Consider the following 16349-nt stretch of genomic DNA (forward strand, 5'->3'; position numbering starts at 1 on the left):
ATGTCGGTGTCATGACAGAACCGGGCGGGAACGCCACAGGGCCCGATGGTCACGCGTTTCCGCTGAACATCGGGCCCTGTGAGTCTGCGTGGATCAGGCGCTGACGGGATCGCGCGGAGCCCTGTCGGTGACTGCTTCGGACACCTCCATCGCGCGAACATCGGCCTGACCCTTGAAGCCGCGCAGACGAAGGCTGTTGCTGACGACGAACACGCTGGACAGCGCCATGGCCGCGCCGGCGAGCATCGGGTTGAGCAGACCGAACGCAGCGAGCGGGATCGCCGCGGTGTTGTAGGCGAAGGCCCAGAACAGATTGGTCTTGATCGTCCCAAGCGTCTTCCTCGCCAACCTGATCGCGTCTGCCGCTGCGCGCAGGTCCCCGCGCACAAGGGTGATGTCGGCGGCTTCGATCGCCACATCGGTGCCGGTGCCCATCGCGAGCCCGAGGTCGGCCTGAGCCAAGGCTGGAGCGTCGTTGACGCCATCGCCGACCATCGCGACTACCTTTCCCCTCTTCTGCAGATCGGTCACGACATCGACCTTGTCCTTGGGCAGAACCTCAGCGAAGATCTCGTCGATGCCGACCTCGGCAGCCACCTGCTCGGCAACCGCCCGATTGTCGCCGGTGAGCAGGACCGGGGTGAGACCGAGTTTCCTGAACTGGGAGACGGCTTCGACGCTCGTCGGTTTGATCCGGTCGGATACGACGATCACCCCGCGCGCCGCTCCATCCCAGGCGACGGCGATCGCTGTCTTGCCTTCTGCTTCGGCCTTCCGCTTCGCTTCAGCAAGGCGACCGTCAAGGCGCACCGACCAGTCAGCGAGCAGACTCTCCCGTCCGGCGACGATGGCATGACCATCGACGATCCCTTGGACTCCGCGCCCCTCGACGTTGCCGAACGACTCCGGCACGGGGAGCTCACCGATCTCCGATGATGCACCCGCCGCGATCGCCTGGGCAATCGGGTGCTCAGAGGCGCTTTCGAGGGCACCGGCGAGACGGAGCAGCTCAGATCGCTCGACCCCGTCGGCGACGTACGCTCCGGTCAGCGTCATCTTGCCGGTCGTCACCGTCCCGGTCTTATCGAGGACGATGGTGTCGACCTTGCGTGTGGACTCGAGAACTTCGGGACCTTTGATGAGCACTCCCATCTGAGCTCCCCGTCCGGTTCCGACGAGCAGTGCTGTGGGCGTCGCAAGCCCCAGAGCGCACGGGCACGCGATGATGAGCACGGCCACTGCGGCGGTGAACCCGGCCGCGAGTGGGAATCCGGCTCCGATCCAGGCACCGAGAGTGACCACGGAGATGCCGATCGCGACGGGAACGAACACCCCTGAGACGCGGTCGGCCAGGCGCTGGACTTCGGCCTTGCCCGACTGGGCGTCTTCGACGAGCTTGGCCATCTGTGCCAGCTGCGTATCGGAGCCGACGCGGGTGGCGCGCACGACGAGTCGGCCTCCCGCGTTGACTGTGGCACCGGTGACCGTGTCGCCCTCAGTGACCTCGACGGGCACCGATTCTCCGGTGAGCATCGAAGCGTCGATCGCCGACCGCCCGGACACGATGACTCCGTCGGCACCGATCTTCTCGCCGGGGCGGACGACGAACTCGTCGCCGACTTCCAGCTCCTCGATCGGGACGCGCTGCTCCTTGCCGTCGCGGAGAATCGCGACGTCTTTAGCCCCAAGTTCGAGGAGGGCTCTCAAAGCGGCTCCTGCGCGTCGCTTCGATCGTTTCTCGAAGTAGCGGCCGAGGAGGATGAAGGTGATCACTCCCGCGGCGACTTCGAGATAGATCGAGCTGAGCCCGTCGGATCGGGAGATCGTGAATTCGAAGGCGTGGGTCATCCCTCGGTCGCCAGCCGTGCCGAAGAACAGGGCGACGATCGACCACAGAAGTGCCGCGGTGGTGCCGACCGAGATGAGGGTGTCCATCGTTGCCGTACCGTGCTTGAGATTCATCCAGGCCGCACGGTGGAACGGCCAGCCTGCCCAGATCACCACGGGAGCGGCGAGCACGAGAGACGCGAATCCCCAGTAGTCGAACTGGAGTGCCGGAATCATGGCCAGAGCAATGACGGGCACAGCCAGAACCGCTGAGGTGAGCAAGCGGTTCCGCAGTGACCGCAGTTCTGCGTCCTCGACTGACTCGGGATCCTCACCAGGAGCATCGCTGGAACCCTCGGCTCTGGGAGCCGGCATCTTCGCGGTGTATCCGGTCTTCTCGACTTCGGCGATGAGCAGCTGCGGGTCGTACCCGTCGGGCGTGGTGACACTGGCCTTCTCCGTCGCGTAGTTGACGCTGGCGGTGATGCCCTCGAGCTTGTTGAGCTTCTTCTCGATGCGGTTCGCGCAGGATGCGCAGGTCATCCCTCCGATCTGGAGTTCGACATCCTGGCCAGCGGCCGCGGAGGCCTCAGTTGTGCTCATCGTCATCACCGTCACTCTGCGAGTTGAGAGCATTGTCTGCTCGTGGAAGGGACACCGTGGAACCCTCGTCGCCGGCATCGAGGACGAGGGGTGCAGAACGCACCGTTCCGTCGATCTGGAAATCGAAGTACAGCAGGTACCGTCCAGCCGTCGGGACGTTGGCCATGAAAGTGACGTCGGGGCCGGACAGATCGTCCGGGTCCGGCTCTTCGCCTTCTGGGTGCACGTGCATGTACGCCAGGTCGCCCTCGCGCAACGCCACCAGGTGGCCGAATGCACCGAGATACGGTTCGAGGGCTGTGACTGGTGCGCCCCCGTCTGTCACGCTCAGTGTCAGAGCGGAATTCTGCCCGGGGATGAGGTCACCGGCGACTGAGACCTCATAACTGTCGACGTCGCTGGTCGTGACCTCTGTCTCGGCCGGAGCAGCAGTGAAGTCCCCGTTGACGGAGACTGTGGTCGACAGGGTCAGACCGTCCCCTCCCGCGGGCACGAAATCAGCGAAGACTCGGTATTCTCCGGCTTCGTCCCATGACCATGGGATCGTCCACTGCCCGTTCGGGTCCATCGTCGGATGGACGTGACGGAACTGCTGGCCATCGGCGCGCACGACGATGAGGTGGAGCTCCTTCTCGTGCTCCCTCTCGAAGTCTGTGACGACCTGACCGGTGGTGTCAGTCACCGTCAGAGCCAGTTGACCCTCACTGCCGGTCTCGGTCGGGGCTGTCACCCCGGCGATGGCAAAGCCGTTCTCAGCCTGACTCAAGCCCATCGCCATGCCCGCACCGGCATGGTCCATCCCTTCCATTCCCCTGTCTCCATTCATGTCAGCACTCCCTGCTTCATCGTCGCTGTTCATCTCGGCATGGTCGCCGGATCCCTTCGTCCAGTCGTCGACGACTTCCTGCGGTACAACGGCGTTGGCCGTGACCGAGGCGGCGCCGAAGAGGACGACGAGGCCGACGCCGAAGAGCGTCAGTTTCACCGGTGCGCGCATCAGACCCTCCTCGTTTCGCTGTCGCGCAGCCGAACTCTGCACGCTGTTGCGTCAACGCCAGTCTGGTCATTCCCGCCACGTGGCCAGCGGCCCTTCTTCGGTGCAGTGATCTCCATTGTGGGCACCCGTCTCTCCCTTCGCTCGGTTCATGGATACTATACCCCCCTAGGGTATAAATCTAGTCCTTCTCTCCGTGATCCTCCGCACGACCGGCATCGGTGAAACCGTGCCGCTTGTGACTGCCGTCGCAGAACGGCTTGGCAGCGGAATGTCCGCACCGACAGAGGAAGACCGCCCGGTGCTGGACCTCGTAGATTCCACCGCCGCCGTCAGTGACCTGGAATGTTCCCTTGACCTGGAGAGGTCCGTCGTCGACGACCTTGATTGCGGTCGGAGGGGTGGAGCCCTCGGATCCCGGCGTCATGCTCATGTTCTTTCCTCCCTGATATCAGTGCCCTGGGCCCGGCCCAGGGGATAAGGTTCCGGCGCGAATTGCCGCGCCCTCCTCGGCGATGACCCGCCTATGACGGGCCAGGCTCGAGGCACTGCCGACCCCGACCGCCCCGACGAGGTAGTCGTTGAGTGTGTAGACGGCGACGAACCGCCCGCTAGCCGGGCTGCCTTCGGCGATGGCCACGCGGTCGGCGAGGTGGGGCATTCCGACGGCGAGGATCTTCTGGTCGTACTGGTCGGACCAGAACGTGGGGACGGGGTCATGCTGGGCAGGGTGCTCGCGCCCATCGAGCTCACTGAGCAGGACCCGCGCGGCGCTTGCGGCCTGCTCCGCGGCGTTCGACCAATGCTCGACACGCACGGTTTCGACGGGGAAGAGCGGGTGCGGCCAGCGGACGACATCACCGGCGGCGACCACGGCAGTCCACTGCTTTCCAGAGCGGTCGAGGACACGCAGTCGGCTGTCGGTTCGCACACCGTCGTCGATGAGGACATCGTCCCCCGCGAGCCAGTCGACGTTGGGCAGGGAGCCGACTGCGGCGACGACGAGCTCGGCATCGAGTGATCGCCGACCGTCGACGTCGACGCGAAAGCCGTCCGAGGTCCTGGCGACCTCCGTCACGGTGCACTCCGGCATGAGATTGACTCCATGGCGATAGTGGATGTCGCCGATGTACTGACCGACCGGGCGCCCGAGTGCATGCTCGAGCGGCTGGGCCGTGCGAGCGAGGAGGTCGACCTGCCAACCTCTCGACCGGGCGGCGGCTGCGACTTCGGTGCCGATGTACCCGGCGCCGATGACGACCGACCGCCCCCGCCCCTTCATCAGGGTCGCACGCAGCCGTTGCGCGTCACGCAGAGTGCGGACGCTCGGCACATCAGCGGAACCCATCCCATGGGAGAGACGCTTCGGACGCAGACCCGAGGCGATGATGAGCCCGTCGAAGCGAATGGTCGAATCGTCGTCGAGGAACAGGCGCCTCTCGCGCATCGAGGAGGCGACGACAGTCTTCGCGATGAAGGCGTCAGCAGTCGGCTTGTCGGCCCGCGCGAACCGGATGTCGGCTTCCCGCTGCGTGCCCTTGAGCAGGCCCTTGGTCAGCGGAGGACGATCATGATCAGCATCGCCATCGCCATCGATGATCGTGATATGACCACTGAAGCCCGCCTTGCGCAGTGCTGTCGATGCGCGAGACCCCGCGAGGCCGCTGCCGACGATGACGACGCGCTGATTCTCCCAGCCGCAGCGACTCATGGCTGTCCCCCACCGGCGCCGAACTCCACGAAGGTGATCGCGCGAACCGGACAGCTCTCGATGGCGGCCCTGACATCGTCGAGCCACACCTCATCAGGACGCTGGTCGTAGTGCAGGACGAGATCGTCGTCCAGCATGAAGACCTCGGGGGCGCTGAGTGCGCACAGTCCATTGGACGCACAGATCCCTCGATCGACGTTGATTCTCACCCTCATCACTGTCCTTTCCTGAACTCACTCGAAATCGTTCATCCGAGTACGAGTTGATTTATACCCTACTGGGGTATAGTGTTCTTCGCAAGCGGAAGTCCTGCAACGGAGTACGGGTTCGGTGGCGCCCTTCCCCTTGCCGCCGACGTCGCCCGCTCCCGCGCCCAAGGGTTTCCGTGGGCTATGAGTACCGAGAACGACTGGGAACCAGTCGAGAGAAGGAGTCCACAGCAATGAGCACGAACACCTACGTGGTTGAGGGAATGACCTGCGGCGGATGCGCCGGCAAGATCACCGAGGCCGTCGAGCAGATTCCCGGCATCACCGATGTCGATGTCGACCTGTCGACCGGCGGGATCACTCTCACGGCCGACCAGCCGGTCAGCGATGAAGCCGTCCAAGCCGCCGTCGAAGGCGCCGGCTACAGATTCGCTGACACCCGGCAGTGAACTCTGCTGAGTGAGCCCCGGCCCGACCACGGTGATCACCGGCTCGGGCCGGGGCTCGTCACGTCAGGACCGCGCCTGTCACCACCTCTCGCACACCATTGCCCGATTCCAGGAGGCCCCACAATGAAGCTCTTCGCGATTCGCGACTATCGGCACCTGTTCAGCGCTCAGATCATCGCCCTGTTCGGCACCGGGCTGGCCACCGTCGCGCTCGGCCTCTTGGCCTATGACCTCTCCGGTCCCAGCGCAGGGGCAGTTCTCGCGACGGCCCTGACGATCAAGATGGTCATGTACGTCGTCATCGCTCCCATCGCCGGTGCCTACGCCGACCGGCTCCCGCGGAGAGCCTTCCTCACTGTCCTCGATGTCGTCCGGGCGGGTGTCGTCCTCGCTCTGCCCTTCGTCACCGAGGTGTGGCAGATCTATGTCCTCGTGGGAGTGCTGCAGTCCGCCTCAGCGGCATTCACTCCGACGTTTCAGGCTGTGATCCCTGACATCGTGACCGATAGGTCGCAGTACACCCGTGCGCTGTCGGCTTCTCAGGTGGCGTACACCATGGAGAGCCTCCTCAGCCCGGTCCTCGCAGCGGTAGCGCTGACGTTCATGACGTTCAACTGGCTCTTCATCGGCACAGCGATCGGCTTCATCGTCTCCGCCGGCCTCGTGCTGTCCACACGCATCCCGAATGCCGCCGACACCGGGCAGTCTCGGGTCTGGGACAGACTGTCTGCCGGGGCGGCGACGTTCTTCGCCACCGCTCAGCTGCGTGGCATCCTTGCACTCAATTTCGCTGTGGCCGGTGCAGGGTCGATCGTAGTGGTCAACACAGTCAATTATGTCCGCGATATCCTCGGCGGCACACAGGCCGATGTCGCCTGGATGCTCGCCGCTTCTGGGATGGGAACTCTCATCGCGGCTCTTGTGATTCCGCCGATCCTCGACCGCGTCGCCGATCGGACGGTCATGTTCGTCGGTGCCGCGGTCCTGTCCGTGAGCATGATCGGCGCAGTCGTCATGGCGTTCTCCGCGGTTGCGGAATGGGCGATCACCGCGCCGCTCTGGGTGCTCATCGGCGCCGGGATGGCTCTCATCGTCACCCCGACCGGACGAGTCATCCGCAGCACGGTCAGTGATTCGGGACTGCCCGCTGCGTTCGCTGCGCAGTTCTCGCTCTCGCATCTTGCGTGGCTGATCACCTACCCGATCGCCGGCTGGCTCGGCACCACCTTCGGCTTGGGCTGGGCCTGGAGCGTGCTGGCAATGCTCACCATCGCGGGAGCCATCACGGCACCTCTGCTCTGGCCCTCGCACCCCCTCGAAGAGGCCGACCCCGAACCCAGCGGGATCGACAGCACAGGGTCGGAAGTCGACGCGCCCAACCATCGGGGCGCGGACGGGGTGTGCTCGGTCGACGAGCGTGCGGCAGTCGACAACAGAGGCGAGGCCACCCTGCGCGAGGCTCAGTGCGGCTGTGTCAAACCGATCTGACGAGCTTCATCGGCCACCCTCCCGGATCCGCGAGGACTCCAAGCTCTCAGTCCGCGGCGAATGCGCTGAGCAGAACGGCGACGATGTAACCAGTCGCCTCCTTCGGATCGAGCCTGCCCGCTGCTGATTCCTCAGCAGCGGCGTTCATCACCGCGTGGGTGACGGCGAGCAGCCATTCGACGGAAAGATCACTGCGAAACGCTCCTTGAGAACGACCGCGTTCAAGGAGCCCCCGCAATCGCGCCTCAGCCTTCTCGTGCATCTCGCGAATTCGGCTGGCCGGGATCTCGTTCTGAGCCGCCACCAGCAGAGTGCTCACCTGATCGAGCAGCGTCCAGCTCGGTTCGATCAGGCGGGCGAACGCCCCGGCCGCTTCGCCGTCGATGTCAACTGCGGACAGGACGGCCTCGGCTCGCTCCAAAGCATCGGACAGCGCGGCATCGAGGAGCTCGGCGCGGTTCTTGAAATGCCCGTAGAGCGTCATTCTCCCCACTCCCGCCTCCGCGGCGATTTCAGCGATCGACGCATCCGGGTTCTTCCGCAGCGCTCGAGGCGCTGCGGCAAGAATCGCCGCACGATTGCGTTGGGCGTCGGCACGCTGGTTGGCCTGCTTGGATTCATTGTTCTTCGCAGCCATCGGCTCACCTCGGAAATCGGATCAGAAAACTAACTCGTACGGGAATGAATGAGATAGTATCACGGTTATAACTCGTACTCAGATGCATGAGTTATCAGGGGCCAATGGCCCGTCGTCCGAATCGAAGGAGGACTGATCATGAAAACTTCACGACACAGCTATGGGGGTGCCCGATGACCGGCGACCCGCAGGCACCGGCACGCACCGGAGCCAAGCAGTGGTGGGGGCTGGCGACACTCGTCCTGCCGTCGACACTGCTGTTCATGATGCTCACCATTCTCTTCCTGGCAGCGCCGAGCATGGCCATAGACCTTGAGCCGACGAGCACTCAGCTGCTGTGGATCCTCGACATCTACGGCTTCGTCATGGCCGGATTCCTCGTTGCCATGGGCGTCGTCGGTGATCGTGTCGGCAAACGGCTGCTCATGGTCATTGGTGCGATCGGGTTCGGCGCGATCTCGATCGCGGCCGCGATGACGACCGATCCGGGCATGATGATCGCCTGGCGAGCCGTGCTGGGGCTGTTCGGAGCGATGATGGTGCCCTCAACTCTCGGCCTCATCTTCGTCATGTTCGCCGATGCCAAAGCACGGGGAATTGCCATCGGCGTCTGGGCGGGCGGAATTTCAGCCGGTGTCGCGCTGGGACCCCTGCTCAGCGGAATCCTGTTGGAGAGCTTCGGCTGGCAGGCGACCTTCCTCGTCGCCGTCCCTGTCATGGTGTTGGTGGCGATCGGTGCCCCCCTGCTCCTTCCTGAGCACAGGGATCCCAACGCCCGCATCGACCTCTTCAGTGCCGTGCTCCTCGTCGCCTCGCTGTTGGCCATCATCTACGGAATCAAGCGTTTCGCAGCGCAGGAGCCCGCGGGCCCGTCGATCGGCCTGCTGATCGCGGGAGCGCTGGTGGGCCTGTGGTTCGTCATCCGGCAGCTGCGTGCCGAGCGACCGTTGTTGGATGTGCGGCTGTTCGCCAACAGAACAGTCAGCGCCGCCCTCATCGTGTTCATGCTCTCTGCGGCAGCGCTCGGAGGGGTCTACTCCCTGTTCACCACCTACCTTCAGTCGGTGCAGGGACTGTCGCCTCTACAGGCCGGATTCGCGATCCTCCCGGCCGCGGTTGTGCTCATCGTCGTCTCGACATTGGCGCCGGTGTTCGCCCGACGATTCCGACCGGGGAATGTCATCGCGATCGGGTTGGCGACGCAGGTGGTCGGGTACGGCATCTTCACGCAGCTGGATGAGGGCACTGGACTGGCCCTGGTGATTGCCAGCTTCGCGCTGACATATCCGGGAGTGGCGCCCGCGATGGCGCTGACGACCGACCTCGTCGTCGGATCAGTGCCGCCGGAGAAGGCCGGCGGTGCATCGGGCCTGGCGACGACGGCCAATGACCTCGGAATCTCTCTGGGTGTGGCCATCATCGGCAGCATCGGGGTGTTCGCGTACCGGTCGAGAATCTCCGAACTCCTGCCCGACGGCCTCCCGGACGAGGCCGCGGCAACAGCCGAATCCGGAGTCGACGGCGCTCTCGCTGTCGCGTCCGAGTTGCCGGCCCAGCTCGGTGATGCGCTGGTCGAAGCAGCGCAGCAGGCGTTCAGCAGCGGCCTCAACGCTGCCGCTGTCATCTCGGCGATCATCGCTGCGCTGACTGCGATCATTGCCGCCACACGGTTGCGACACGTGCAGCCCACCGGCAAGTGATTCCACGCCCGCAGAGAACGCCACAGGGCCCGATGGTCACGCGTTTCCGCTGAACATCGGGCCCTGTGAGTCTGCGTGGCAGATGCAGGATTCGAACCTGCGAAGGCAATGCCGGCTGATTTACAGTCAGCTCCCTTTGGCCGCTCGGGCAATCTGCCGCAGTTGGCGCTCGAAGAGCACTCAAGAAGAATACTAGGCCCGTGTCGCGATTGCCAACTCGGTTGACGCAGGTCACACCGGCCCCTCTCGACTAGACTCGTCTGCAGACCAGGCACGGGTTCCGACCGGCATCACTCTCACCTGAAGAAGGAGCTTCCATGGCCAGCGAATCATCGTTTGACATCGTCAGCAAGGTCGACCGCCAGGAGGCCGACAACGCCCTCAACCAGGCGGCGAAGGAGGTCAACTCCCGCTACGACTTCCGTGGCACCGACGCCTCGATCGCGTGGAGCGGCGAAGCCGTCCTCATGAAGGCCAACAGCGACGAACGCGTCAAGGCCGTCCTCGACGTCTTCCAATCGAAGCTCGTCAAGCGCGGCATCTCCCTGAAGTCCCTCGACTCGGGTGAGCCCTACCCCTCGGGCAAGGAGTACCGCATCGACGCCTCTCTCAAGGAGGGCATCGACAAGGACGAGGCGAAGAAGATCTCGAAGATCATCCGCGACGAAGGACCCAAGGGGGTCAAGGCGCAGATCCAGGGCGACGAGCTGCGCGTGAGCTCGAAGAAGCGCGACGACCTCCAGGAGGTCATCGCCCTCCTCAAGGGCAAGGACCTCGACGTCGACCTGCAGTTCACGAACTACCGTTAGTCTCCGCGAGATTGCAAGGCAGAACCCGTTCCAGTCTGCACAGAGTCCGCAGAAGGATAACTGAGTCCATCAGGGCGGTGCCGGCGGTGCGGGGTTTGTCGTCCGCGTTCGGCCATAGATTTGAGCACCGGTATAACGCGGGTGACGGCGCCAAGTGTCTAATCGCGTGATGCACGGTCACCATGTCGCAGCCTGAGGCGATGAGGCCCTAAGCATATAAGTTCCAGAGGTCATGAAACGTGTACTCTTCCATACCGCACTTCGATCGAGCTTCCCGCCAATAGTGGCCGCCTCTCCCCCGCTGGAACAGAGTCCCGCCGTCAGTTAACAGCCATTGGCAGCGGTCATCTTCACGAATCCGGTAAGTAGCAATAAGCGCTTATATGAGTTCCACCAGCTCCTCCGAGACACGGAAAGTCCGCTTCGACCCGCACTTCGGATCCTCGACCTGCACGCCGCTGTGAGACGCCCGTTACATTCATTGTCAAGCAGCAGCCGGGGTCTTCGCCTCGTAGAAGGCCTCGGCCCTGACCATCGCGAACAGAACATTGAGCCGGCGCCGAGCCAGACACCGAGCCCGAGAAGGATCAAGCCTGGCCAGTGGACTGCCACCGGAAGGATCGCGCTTCCCAGGCCCATGCACGCCAGTGCGATCGTCACGACGAAGCGACGGTTCTTGACCCAGTTCCGCCCCAGGAGCAGGAGTGGCTGGATGGCCACCACCATCAGCATCACGATGCTGATCTGGGCTCCGGCTGACATGCCGAGTGCGTCGAGAGTGCTCGGCGCTGTGGTGTAGAAGGTGTAGAACGCGGCGAGGCCCCCGCCGGCGGCCGTGGCGATTCGAGCCACGGTGCGGGCGGGGGCGGGCCGAGCCAAGGTCACTGATGCAGGTCCGGGGAGGTAGTGGCGGTGTCGTCCTTATTCTCAAGCTTCGGGCTGTCGGCGAGCTTGAGCCAGATCACTCCGCCGATGATGACGGCCAGCCAGAAGGCCTTAACCAGGGTGAGGGTTTCGTCAAAGAACACCGGCCCGAGCAGGGCGGCCCCGACCGCACCGATGCCGGCCCAGACGGCGTAGCCGATGCCGACATCAATCCTTTTCAGGGCCACGCTGAGGAAGAACAGCGTGAAGAGGAAGAAGACGATCGCGACGAGGGACCAGGTGAGGTCTGTGAAGCCCGCGCTGCCGTTGACGCTGAGGGCATATCCGATTTCGAATACTCCGGCCAGGAGGAGGGCGAACCAGGCGCCGGCCTTTTTCTCAGTCGTTTCGACAGTGGTGGTCTCGTGAGCTGCGGTGGAAGTCATGGGTGAGATTCCTTTCTCGAGATGGGTGAAGTGAACGCGGGATTAGGCAGTGCCGGCGAGGTTGAGGCCGACGACGCCGGCGATGACGACGCCGATGCCCAGGAGCTTCTTCCAAGTCAGCTTCTGAGAGAGGAAGAGTGCGCCGAGGATGACGATGCCGACACCGGCCAGGGAGGTCCAGAGCGCGTAGCCGACGCCGACGTCGAAGGTCAGCAGGGCCAGGCTGAGGAAGAAGGTGGCGATGCCGCCGTTGACGAGGGTGGCGATACTCCACCAAAGTTTGGTGAAGCCCTGCGCCTTTCCGGCAGAGATGCCGACGGCGACTTCGAAAATGATGGCGATGCCGAGGTAGAGCCAGCTCATGATGGTTGTCCTTTCAAGGGTGCATTCGGACGCTGGTCAGCGTCCGTAATTGGTCTGTGTGTGCAAGTAGCGGGAGAACGGTTCATTTCCCCGTTCTGTCGGAAGGTGGTTGAAGAGGTGGGACCGGAGCTCTTCGGTGATGCCCAGCGAGGGGTAGCTGGTGCGGTAGTCGAAGCCCCATTCGGCAGCGGTGTCGCGATCGACGGCGACGTAGATGGCGTCCACGCCGTGATCGATCGCGAAGCGATAGCACAGTCCGCAGGGCTCTCCGGTGGCCACCAGCGTGGTGCCGGAGAGGTCGTCGCGGTCATTTGCGTTGAGCACTTCGCGCATGGCGACGATCTCAGCGTGAGCGGTCGGGTCACCGGTTTCCCGCACCCGGTTGACGCCGAATCCGGAGATGACGCCGCTGCCGTCGACGAGCACGCCGACGAAGGGCAACCCTCCGGCCTCGACATGCTCGAGGCACCTCTCGACCGCCTCATCCATGACCTGGACGAGGACATCCGATGGGACGGAAGTCATGATCGGCCCTCGGCGGCCGTCGCGCCCTCGACGAGCGTGTCGACAGTCTTCTTCAGCCGAGCGGCGCTGGGCACCCCGCGTAGGAGCTGACCTTCGACCATGATGCCTGGCACGGAGGTGACGCCCACGGCGTTGACCGCGTAGTCCTGATCTGCCTGCTGCCGGGCACGTCGTTCCTCACTGCGAAGGGCCTGTTCGGCCTCCGCCCGATCGAGTCCGACCGAAACCGCCACGTCGAGAATCACCTCATCTTCACCGATGTTCCGGTCGTCTTGAAAGAAGGCTTTGAACATCGCCTCGGAGTACGCCTCGGCCTTGCCCTGCTCCTGGGCCAGTTGCAGCACCATGAACGCCTTCTCCGTGCGCGGCTGGGGAGAGATCGTCGGCAGGGTGATGGGAACATCAAGCCGGTCGGCCATCGGGTAGACGGCGTCTCTCCAGATCCGCGGCAGGTAGTCGTCCTCGGGGCGCAGAGTGGGAACGGGATCCGGTCGCAGTTCGAAGGGCCGGATCGTCACGTCGACGTCGCGGTCACGCTTGAGTTCCTCGATCGCTCCCTCGACGAGGAAGCAGAAGGGGCAGACGTAGTCGACGAAGACATCGATTTTCGTAGTCATGGTGGTCATCCTTTCGGTTCAATATGTATTCTGTTTGTATGTGCATGCATATATAACGGTAGAGATCGCCCCTCCTTCTCCAGGGTTGGCAACCTTACGAGACGAGCTTGCTGATGGTCTCGAAGGAACGGTCGAGGTCACCGAGGTCCAACTGCGGGTACTGCCTGGCTGCCCCGCTGAGGAGTTCGCAGATCTTCGCTTCGTAGGGTTCGCGGATCTCTGCCACGGAGTTGAGGCCTTTCTCGGTAATGACGGCGTAGACCCCGCGCCCGTCGTCGGGGCAGGCGTCCCGGAACGCGAGCTCCTTGTCCTCCATGCGGCCGACGAGCCGGGTCACAGAACTCTGGTTGAGGCCGACCCTGTGGGCGAGCTCGGTGATACGCAACTCCCGGTCCGAGGTTCTGCTCAAATGCAGGACTGCACGATACTCGGTCAGACCGATGCCGTAATTATCGACGAGCCATTTGCCCAGTGTCGCGTCCACCGCGGCGACGATCGCCGTGACCTGCGCCCATGCCGTGCTCAGATTGCGGGCCGGGGGGGTGTCTGCTGCCTCAGATGATTCCATGTACATGCACGTAACACTATCGTGGGCGCCCTTCTGAGTCAACCCGCGTCAAATAGGCATCCGTATCCTCTCACCCGGGACCTCAGGTCGGTGCCGTCGAGGCTTGACCACAAGAGAACTTGATTGGCGGTGAGCATCGTGATGCCGAGCATGGACTCCAGATGGTCGATCGCTCCGATGGCTCGCTGTCCGTTGCCGGCGACGAACACTGCCTGAGCGCCGGTCGCCGCGACCAGTTCCTCCACTGCTGCGGCAGTGGCCGCCGGAGTGATGGTCAGCGGGCCTCCTGTAGGGCCACTGGGGGTTGCGGAGATGATGTCGATGCCCTGGTCGAGGAAGTAGGCCTCGCCGGCTCGGCAGAGGTCGTCGTCGAACCAGGACGGCGCCATGATAGCGATTTTTTTCAGACCCAGCTTTCGGATCGCGGCGGTGGCCGCGGTACCGGTGGTGTCGAGCTTGATGCCGTGGCTGACCGTTGCCAGGCGTGTGAGCAGTTCTTGCTCACGGTGTGCTCCGATCTTGAACGAGGAGCTGGTGAAGGCCAGTCCGATGGCGTCCAAGGGCGAGCTGGAGAGGCTGTCGACCGTGCGGTCGATGATATCTGGAGCGATGAACTGCAAGACCGGGTCATGGGCGATCTTCTCGTCGATTGTCCCGCCTGGGTGCATCGGGCTGAAGTCCACGCGTGCTCCGTGAATGGTGCTGCGTGTGCCGGCGAGCATCGCCTGGGCTTCAGCCTCCGGGCCGATGTCGGCGTGAGGGGTGACGATTCCGAGTTTGAAGTCGGATTCCCAACCGTCGTATTTCCACATATGTCCTTTCCTTTCTAGTTCGGCAACGTCGTTCCGGCCAGGCTCAGCGAGGTCGGAGTGCGTCCGTAGTCGGTGACCATCTTGGGGTGCTTGGCCGCGATGAGCGAGAGCAGTGTGTCCATGTCCGGATCGACGTAGGAGCGTTGCTCGCCGCTATAGATCATCCTCGTGCTGTCACTGTTGCGCTGTTCGATGGCGTCGCCGCTGGGATTGAAGCGGAGGACGGTGCTTGACCCCTGATCTTGGACACGCTGATTCCAGCACGATGCTGGGGAAGCGAGAATCCAAGGATGGCAAGGAAGAACTACACCGACGAGTTCCGGCGGCGGGCGGTGGACCTGTACGAGTCGACGCCTGGCGCGACGCTCAAGGGCATCGCGGGCGATCTTGGGGTCTCGCGGGGCGCGTTGAAGGAGTGGATCGACAAGCTCGGCTCCGGGACGACTGTCGGCGGTGGCATGGCGGTGCCTGATGGGCCGCGGCCGGAGTCGCAGGCGGCGCGGGTGGCCCGGCTCGAAGCGGAGAACACAGCGCTGAAGGCCGAGGCCCGCAAGCTCGAGACGGAGCGGGACATACTCCGTCAGGCGGCGAAGTATTTCGCCGGGGAGACGAACTGGTGAACCGCTTCCAGTTCGTCGAGGACCACAAGGACGCCTACGGCGTGAAGCGGTTGTGTGAGGTCATTCAGATCGCCCGATCCTCGTTCTACGCGTGGCTCGCAGCCGCGCCAGGACGAGCCAAGCGTCACGCTGCGGACGCGGCGTTGGCGGCGCGGATCCGGGTGCTGCAGGATCCCGACCAGGGCGGCGACCGCGCGTATGGTGCACCGCGGATCACCGCTGACCTCAACGACGGCGTCGCGCCGATCGAACGGGTCAATCGCAAGCGGGTCGCCCGGGTGATGCGCGAGCACCAGCTCGCCGGAATCCGGCTGCGACGCCGAGTGAAGACGACGATCCCGGACCAGTCGGGCAGGCGCTTCCCGGACCTGATCGAACGCGACTTCACGGTCGGCGAGCCGAACCGCAGGTACGTGGGAGACATCACCTACCTGCCCATCGCGGACGGCTCGAACCTCTACCTCGTCTCGGTGATCGACCTCGGCTCCCGCAAGCTTGCCGGCTGGCAGGTCGCCGACCACATGCGCACCGAGCTCGTCGAGGACGCCCTCCGCGCCGCGGCCCGCGAGCGTGGCTCACTGGCCGGCGCGATCTTCCACAGCGACCACGGCTCGGTCTACACCTCGAAGGCCTACGTCAAGCTCTGCAAGGACCTGAAGGTCATCCAGTCCATGGGAGCGATCGGGACGAGTGCCGACAACTCACTCGCGGAGAGCTTCAACGCCGCCCTCAAACGTGAGCTCCTCGCCGGACGCGCGGCGTTCCCGGACCAGGCCACCGCCTACCGGGCCGTGTTCCGCTGGGTGAACCGCTACAACACCCGCCGACGCCACTCCGCGATCGGCAACATCAGCCCGAACACCTACGAAGCCGCCGCATCCGCTACCCTCGCGGAAGCGGCATAACCGAACCGACACCGTGTCCACGATCGAGGGTCAAGGCCCCATGTCTACTAGGTCATTCGTGTCGCTCTTTGAGGCAAGCGTTGCCACCATGAATCGCGACGTGATTGGTGGCTCAGTTGAGCCACCTGGACCGACCCCTGTGTCAAGCCCCGGGTTTCGTAGAGGCTCTTTTTCTTGGTTTCCTAAGCAGCCACGGGTTCTG

General features: G+C 64.0%; 18 protein-coding genes and 1 tRNA gene. 5 read left to right on the forward strand and 14 right to left on the reverse strand.

Translation table 11 applies throughout. From position 1 onward, the window contains the following. Window positions 1–93: 93 nt before the first annotated feature. The 5 genes from ABD154_RS14710 to ABD154_RS14730 form a co-directional block, all read right to left on the reverse strand. Window positions 94–2430 carry a heavy metal translocating P-type ATPase gene (locus tag ABD154_RS14710; RefSeq protein WP_137825448.1) on the reverse strand — a complete coding sequence of 779 codons (2337 nt, stop codon included), beginning with the start codon at window positions 2428–2430 and terminating at the stop codon, window positions 94–96. Further along, on the reverse strand, window positions 2417–3427 hold the full coding sequence (locus tag ABD154_RS14715; protein WP_186372586.1) for a heavy-metal-associated domain-containing protein: 1011 nt from the start codon (window positions 3425–3427) through the stop codon (window positions 2417–2419). Before ABD154_RS14715 ends, ABD154_RS14710 begins: the two co-directional genes overlap by 14 nt. 178 nt (window positions 3428–3605) lie before the next feature. Next, window positions 3606–3857, reverse strand: a complete 252-nt coding sequence (locus ABD154_RS14720) for a CDGSH iron-sulfur domain-containing protein (protein WP_232623868.1) — start codon at window positions 3855–3857, stop codon at window positions 3606–3608. An 18-nt stretch (window positions 3858–3875) separates the two neighbouring features. Beyond that, window positions 3876–5135 carry an NAD(P)/FAD-dependent oxidoreductase gene (locus tag ABD154_RS14725; RefSeq protein ID WP_137825447.1) on the reverse strand — a complete coding sequence of 420 codons (1260 nt, stop codon included), beginning with the start codon at window positions 5133–5135 and terminating at the stop codon, window positions 3876–3878. Beyond that, entirely contained in the window at window positions 5132–5350 is a 219-nt protein-coding gene (locus tag ABD154_RS14730) for a ferredoxin (RefSeq protein WP_212743309.1), read from the reverse strand. The genes ABD154_RS14725 and ABD154_RS14730 overlap by 4 nt, the downstream gene beginning before the upstream one ends. 227 nt (window positions 5351–5577) lie before the next feature. Here ABD154_RS14730 and ABD154_RS14735 point away from each other — a divergent pair, with 227 nt between their 5' ends. After that, window positions 5578–5793, forward strand: a complete 216-nt coding sequence (locus ABD154_RS14735) for a heavy-metal-associated domain-containing protein (protein WP_111473052.1) — start codon at window positions 5578–5580, stop codon at window positions 5791–5793. Window positions 5794–5916: 123 nt separating this feature from the next. Continuing rightward, complete coding sequence (locus tag ABD154_RS14740) at window positions 5917–7281, forward strand: MFS transporter (protein ID WP_137825446.1); 1365 nt, start codon at window positions 5917–5919, stop codon at window positions 7279–7281. A gap of 46 nt (window positions 7282–7327) precedes the next feature. On the opposite strand, the gene ABD154_RS14745 is transcribed toward ABD154_RS14740, so the two are convergent. After that, entirely contained in the window at window positions 7328–7918 is a 591-nt protein-coding gene (locus tag ABD154_RS14745; RefSeq protein WP_137825445.1) for a TetR/AcrR family transcriptional regulator, read from the reverse strand. An 86-nt stretch (window positions 7919–8004) separates the two neighbouring features. Between ABD154_RS14745 and ABD154_RS14750 the strand changes: the two genes are divergently transcribed. Beyond that, complete coding sequence (locus tag ABD154_RS14750; RefSeq protein ID WP_344251523.1) at window positions 8005–9618, forward strand: MFS transporter; 1614 nt, start codon at window positions 8005–8007, stop codon at window positions 9616–9618. Window positions 9619–9694: 76 nt separating this feature from the next. Here ABD154_RS14750 and ABD154_RS14755 read toward each other — a convergent pair. Next, window positions 9695–9776: transfer RNA gene (locus ABD154_RS14755), tRNA-Tyr, on the reverse strand. 159 nt (window positions 9777–9935) lie between these two features. Between ABD154_RS14755 and ABD154_RS14760 the strand changes: the two genes are divergently transcribed. Continuing rightward, window positions 9936–10427 carry a YajQ family cyclic di-GMP-binding protein gene (locus ABD154_RS14760; RefSeq protein ID WP_137825443.1) on the forward strand — a complete coding sequence of 164 codons (492 nt, stop codon included), beginning with the start codon at window positions 9936–9938 and terminating at the stop codon, window positions 10425–10427. Window positions 10428–11308: 881 nt separating this feature from the next. Here ABD154_RS14760 and ABD154_RS14765 read toward each other — a convergent pair. The 7 genes from ABD154_RS14765 to ABD154_RS14795 all read right to left on the reverse strand — a co-directional run bounded on the left by ABD154_RS14765 (window position 11309) and on the right by ABD154_RS14795 (window position 14786). Next, the gene (locus ABD154_RS14765) at window positions 11309–11737 is read right to left on the reverse strand and encodes a DMT family transporter (RefSeq protein ID WP_137825442.1); all 429 of its coding nucleotides are present in this window, start codon (window positions 11735–11737) and stop codon (window positions 11309–11311) included. A gap of 42 nt (window positions 11738–11779) precedes the next feature. Continuing rightward, window positions 11780–12100 (reverse strand): DMT family transporter, encoded by a 321-nt coding sequence (locus ABD154_RS14770; RefSeq protein WP_137825441.1) that lies wholly within the window; start codon window positions 12098–12100, stop codon window positions 11780–11782. Window positions 12101–12136: 36 nt separating this feature from the next. Continuing rightward, window positions 12137–12625 (reverse strand): nucleoside deaminase, encoded by a 489-nt coding sequence (locus ABD154_RS14775; RefSeq protein ID WP_137825440.1) that lies wholly within the window; start codon window positions 12623–12625, stop codon window positions 12137–12139. Further along, entirely contained in the window at window positions 12622–13242 is a 621-nt protein-coding gene (locus ABD154_RS14780; protein WP_137825439.1) for a DsbA family oxidoreductase, read from the reverse strand. Before ABD154_RS14780 ends, ABD154_RS14775 begins: the two co-directional genes overlap by 4 nt. A gap of 94 nt (window positions 13243–13336) precedes the next feature. Further along, on the reverse strand, window positions 13337–13816 hold the full coding sequence (locus tag ABD154_RS14785; protein WP_250786243.1) for a MarR family winged helix-turn-helix transcriptional regulator: 480 nt from the start codon (window positions 13814–13816) through the stop codon (window positions 13337–13339). A 32-nt stretch (window positions 13817–13848) separates the two neighbouring features. Further along, window positions 13849–14622, reverse strand: a complete 774-nt coding sequence (locus tag ABD154_RS14790; protein WP_137825438.1) for an aspartate racemase/maleate isomerase family protein — start codon at window positions 14620–14622, stop codon at window positions 13849–13851. A 14-nt stretch (window positions 14623–14636) separates the two neighbouring features. Continuing rightward, on the reverse strand, window positions 14637–14786 hold the full coding sequence (locus ABD154_RS14795) for a hypothetical protein (protein WP_344251524.1): 150 nt from the start codon (window positions 14784–14786) through the stop codon (window positions 14637–14639). 126 nt (window positions 14787–14912) lie between these two features. On the opposite strand from ABD154_RS14795, the gene ABD154_RS14800 reads away from it, so the two are divergent. Further along, window positions 14913–16147 (forward strand): IS3 family transposase gene (locus ABD154_RS14800; RefSeq protein ID WP_137826983.1). Its coding sequence is split into 2 segments (ribosomal slippage): window positions 14913–15222 and window positions 15222–16147, totalling 1236 coding nucleotides; the frame shifts between segments, so codons are not numbered across the junction. Window positions 16148–16349 lie beyond the last annotated feature (202 nt).

This window comes from Brevibacterium sanguinis, assembly GCF_039528855.1.
In the GTDB taxonomy this organism is placed as follows: domain Bacteria; phylum Actinomycetota; class Actinomycetes; order Actinomycetales; family Brevibacteriaceae; genus Brevibacterium; species Brevibacterium sanguinis.

Coding starts and splice junctions, on each gene's coding strand:
- ABD154_RS14710 (WP_137825448.1), bottom strand. CDS start 2,430: ATGAGCACAACTGAGGCCTCCGCGGCCGCTGGCCAGGATGTCGAACTC.
- ABD154_RS14715 (WP_186372586.1), bottom strand. CDS start 3,427: ATGCGCGCACCGGTGAAACTGACGCTCTTCGGCGTCGGCCTCGTCGTC.
- ABD154_RS14720 (WP_232623868.1), bottom strand. CDS start 3,857: ATGAGCATGACGCCGGGATCCGAGGGCTCCACCCCTCCGACCGCAATC.
- ABD154_RS14725 (WP_137825447.1), bottom strand. CDS start 5,135: ATGAGTCGCTGCGGCTGGGAGAATCAGCGCGTCGTCATCGTCGGCAGC.
- ABD154_RS14730 (WP_212743309.1), bottom strand. CDS start 5,350: ATGAGGGTGAGAATCAACGTCGATCGAGGGATCTGTGCGTCCAATGGA.
- ABD154_RS14735 (WP_111473052.1), top strand. CDS start 5,578: ATGAGCACGAACACCTACGTGGTTGAGGGAATGACCTGCGGCGGATGC.
- ABD154_RS14740 (WP_137825446.1), top strand. CDS start 5,917: ATGAAGCTCTTCGCGATTCGCGACTATCGGCACCTGTTCAGCGCTCAG.
- ABD154_RS14745 (WP_137825445.1), bottom strand. CDS start 7,918: ATGGCTGCGAAGAACAATGAATCCAAGCAGGCCAACCAGCGTGCCGAC.
- ABD154_RS14750 (WP_344251523.1), top strand. CDS start 8,005: ATGAGTTATCAGGGGCCAATGGCCCGTCGTCCGAATCGAAGGAGGACT.
- ABD154_RS14760 (WP_137825443.1), top strand. CDS start 9,936: ATGGCCAGCGAATCATCGTTTGACATCGTCAGCAAGGTCGACCGCCAG.
- ABD154_RS14765 (WP_137825442.1), bottom strand. CDS start 11,737: ATGACTTCCACCGCAGCTCACGAGACCACCACTGTCGAAACGACTGAG.
- ABD154_RS14770 (WP_137825441.1), bottom strand. CDS start 12,100: ATGAGCTGGCTCTACCTCGGCATCGCCATCATTTTCGAAGTCGCCGTC.
- ABD154_RS14775 (WP_137825440.1), bottom strand. CDS start 12,625: ATGACTTCCGTCCCATCGGATGTCCTCGTCCAGGTCATGGATGAGGCG.
- ABD154_RS14780 (WP_137825439.1), bottom strand. CDS start 13,242: ATGACTACGAAAATCGATGTCTTCGTCGACTACGTCTGCCCCTTCTGC.
- ABD154_RS14785 (WP_250786243.1), bottom strand. CDS start 13,816: ATGTACATGGAATCATCTGAGGCAGCAGACACCCCCCCGGCCCGCAAT.
- ABD154_RS14790 (WP_137825438.1), bottom strand. CDS start 14,622: ATGTGGAAATACGACGGTTGGGAATCCGACTTCAAACTCGGAATCGTC.
- ABD154_RS14795 (WP_344251524.1), bottom strand. CDS start 14,786: ATGATCTATAGCGGCGAGCAACGCTCCTACGTCGATCCGGACATGGAC.